2 protein-coding genes and 1 tRNA gene are annotated in these 3,335 nt (G+C 72.7%); 2 read left to right on the top strand and 1 reads right to left on the bottom strand.

The genetic code is table 11. The features are described 5' to 3' along the window. On the top strand, positions 1-363 hold a 363-nt coding region (locus tag H5J33_RS28300; protein WP_181797672.1), incomplete at its 5' end, for a DUF3566 domain-containing protein. A 111-nt stretch (positions 364-474) separates the two neighbouring features. Continuing rightward, positions 475-551, top strand: a tRNA-Ile gene (locus H5J33_RS28295). Between the two features lie 183 nt (positions 552-734). Here the strand turns inward: H5J33_RS28295 and H5J33_RS28290 are convergent. Next, a partial coding sequence (locus H5J33_RS28290; protein WP_181797671.1) for a WD40 repeat domain-containing protein occupies positions 735-3,335 on the bottom strand: 2,601 nt, incomplete at its 5' end.

The following is a 3,335-nucleotide window of genomic DNA, read 5'->3' as shown; positions in this document are numbered from 1 at the left end:
AAGGCGCGGCTGCGGGTGGCCAAGGCCGACCCGTGGTCGGTGATGAAGGTCAGCTTCCTGCTCTCCATCGCGTTCGGCATCTGCACGATCGTCGCCTCGGCGGTGCTGTGGATGGTGATGGACGCGATGGGCGTGTTCTCGACGGTCGGCGGCACGATCTCGGAGGCGACCGGTTCCAACGAGGCCAACGGCTTCGACCTCCAGGCGTTCCTGTCCCTTCCGCACGTCCTGACGTTCACGTCGGTCATCGCGGTCATCGACGTGGTCCTGGCGACCGCGCTGGCGACGCTCGGCGCGTTCATCTACAACCTCTCCGCGGGCTTCGTGGGCGGCATCGAGCTGACCCTCGCGGAGGACGAGTGACCCGCCGGCCGGCGGCGTCCTGACGGCCCCCGACAACCGATTTTGGGACTGACGGTGTCGTGCGCTAATCTTCAGGAGTCAGCGCGCGGGACACACACCGCAAAGCGCGGCGGGGCTATAGCTCAGTTGGTTAGAGCGCATCCCTGATAAGGATGAGGCCACAGGTTCAAATCCTGTTAGCCCCACCAGCGAGAAGACCCCCGGTCCGATGGGCCGGGGGTCTTCTGCGTGTGTGGGTGGTTTTCGGTGGGGAAGCAAAAGACCCGACCGCTGGCGACGGGGGATGCACCAGCGATCGGGCTATGGCCAAGGGTAACAAGGTTGTCGGTTGTGTGGGGCCAAGTCCAGGGGAAATCAGGCAGGTTGGCCGATCATCGACCGCACGGAGGGTCGTAGGAGAGGCGCGGCAGGTACTCCTGCCAGCGCTGCTTCGTCAGGACGCCCCGGGTGACCGAGCAGATGTGGCGGATCGCCGTGTCCGCGTCCAGGCTCCACAGGCGGACCGTGTCCGTGCCGCTGGAGACGCCGAGGACGTGACTGTTGGGGCTGAAGGAGAGGAAGTGGCCGGTCTTGGCGTTGGGGCTCATGGACTGGCCGATCGGGGTCGCCCGGGCCGGGTCGGTGACGTTCCACAGGCGGACCGTGTTGTCGTTGCCGCCGCTGGCCAGGGTGTGGCCGTCGGTGCTGAAGGTCAGGGACGTCACCGCCTCGGTGTGGCCGGTGAGCGGCCTGCCGAGGGGTTCGGCGCGCGCGGGGTCGGTGACGTTCCACAGGCGGACCGTGTCGTCGTCGCTGCCGCTGGCCAGGGTGTGCCCGTCGGCGCTGAAGGCGAGCGAGTTCACCGGACCGGAGTGCTCGGCCGGCGGGGAGCCCAGGGGGAGGGTGCGGGCGGGGTCGCTGACGTCCCACAGCCGGATCCCGCTGTCCGCGCTGCCGCTGGCCAGGGTGCGCCCGTCGGGGCTGAAGGCGAGCGCGTTGACGTAGCCCCGGTGACCGGTGAGCGGTCGGCCGAGCGGCTTGGCGCGCGCGGGGTCGGTGACGTCCCACAGCTGGACGGTGCGGTCGTCGTAGGCGGTGGCGAGGGTGCGACCGTCCGGGCTGTAGGCCAGCGCGTCCGGTCCCATGAAACGGGTGCGCAGGGTCAGCGGCGGGCCGGCGGCGACCGGGTGGGCGGGGTCGGAGACGTTCCACAGGTGCACCGTGCGGACACCGGTGAGGACGGCCAGGACGCGGCCGTCGGGCGAGAACACCATGGAGCGCTGGTCGCCGTCGGCCCGCATGAACGGCCGGCCCAGCAGTACGGGCCGGCCGGGCCGGGTCACGTTCCACAGCCGCAGCCGGCCGTCGCGGGCGGCGGTGGCCAGCACCTTGCCGTCCCGCCGGAACGCCCCGCTGCGGCCGACCATGTCCGAGGTCGGGACCGACCAGAGGCGCACCTTGCCGTCCCCGCTGCCGGTGGCGAGGGTACGGCCGTCCGGGCGGAACCCCAGCGCGTACATCTCCCCGCTGCTGCCCGCGAGCGGCTCGCCGACCTGGGACGGGGACGCGGGGTCGGTGACGTTCCACAGGCTGGCCGTGCTGTCCGCGCTCGCGGCGGCCAGCCGTCCCCCGTCGGGGCTGAACGCGACCGACCAGACCGGACCGGTGTGACCGGTCAGCGGGTCGCCGAGCGCCGTCGCGCCGCCGGGCCGGCGTACGTCCCACAGCCGGATGGTGTCGTCCGCGCTGCCGCTGGCCAGGGTGCTCCCGTCGGGGCTGAAGGCCACCGAGTGCACCAGGTCCGTGTGCCCCCGCAGGGTCTTCATCGGCTCCGGCCGGCGCGGGTCGGCCACGTTCCACAGGCGGATCGAGTTGTCGTCGCCGCCGCTGGCGAGGGTGCGCCCGTCCGGGGAGAAGGCCACGCAGCGCACCGCGGCGGTGTGTCCGCGCAGTGTCCCGAGCGGCTTGGGGCGGCGCGGGTCGGTCATGTCCCACAGCCGTACCGTGCCGTCCTCCCCGGCCGAGGCCAGGGTGCGGCCGTCCGGGCCGAACGCCACCAGGTAGATCGTGCCCCGGTGTCCGGCGAGCGGATCGCCGAGCGGGACGGGGTGCGCGCGGTCGGCGACGTCCCACAGCCGGATCGTGCCGTCGTCGCCCGCCGAGGCCAGGGTGCGGCCGTCCGGGCTGAACACGGCGCTGCTCACCCAGCTGGTGTGCCCGGTCAGCGGTTTGCCGAGCGGTGCCGGGCGGTTCGGGTCGGCGACGTTCCACAGCCGGACGGTGCGGTCGTAGCTGGCCGTGGCCAGGGTGCGGCCGTCCGGGCTGAAGGAGGTGAGGTAGACCGCGCCGGTGTGCCCGGACAGCGGGGTGGCCAGCGGCGCGTTCACGATCGACAGCAGGCGGCTGTACGTGCCCTCGTCACCGGAGCGCAGCTGGTGCGCGACGAGGTCCAGCTGGGCGGCCAGTGACGGGTCGGTGTGCTGGACCCGGTCGGCCTCGGCGAGGACCTGCTCGAACACGGCGTCGTCGCGCTGCTTCCAGGCGATCACGGCGGAACCGGCGGCCAGTACGGCCAGTACCACCAGCGCGGCCACCGCGGCCCGGCTCAGCCACACCGTCCGCTTGCGCAGCCGCACCGAGGCGGCCAGGAACTCCATCGCGCTGCGGGTCAGAAAGGTGTCGCCGGCCGACCGGGCCCAGTTGCGGGCCTGCTCCAGCCGCGAACCCCGGTACAGCAGCGAGCTGTCCCGGCCGGAGTCCTCCCAGGCCCGGCCGTCCTCCTCCAGCCGCTGGCGCAGCAGATGGTCGCCGCGGCCCTCGTCGATCCAGTGCCGCAGCCGGGGCCAGGCGTGCAGCAGCGCCTCGTGGGTGATCTCCACGGTGTCCGCGTCCAGCGTCACCAGCCGGGCCCGCACCAGGGCCTCCAGCGACTCCTCCGTCTTGCCGGGGTCCGCCGACTCCTCGGCCAGCTGGCGCCGGGTGCCGCGCCGCCG

This window comes from Streptomyces sp. WELS2 (genome assembly GCF_013870595.1).
In the GTDB taxonomy this organism is placed as follows: domain Bacteria; phylum Actinomycetota; class Actinomycetes; order Streptomycetales; family Streptomycetaceae; genus Streptomyces.
Note: the sequence above shows the minus strand (reverse complement) of the source record. Positions and strands in the feature narration are given on the sequence as shown.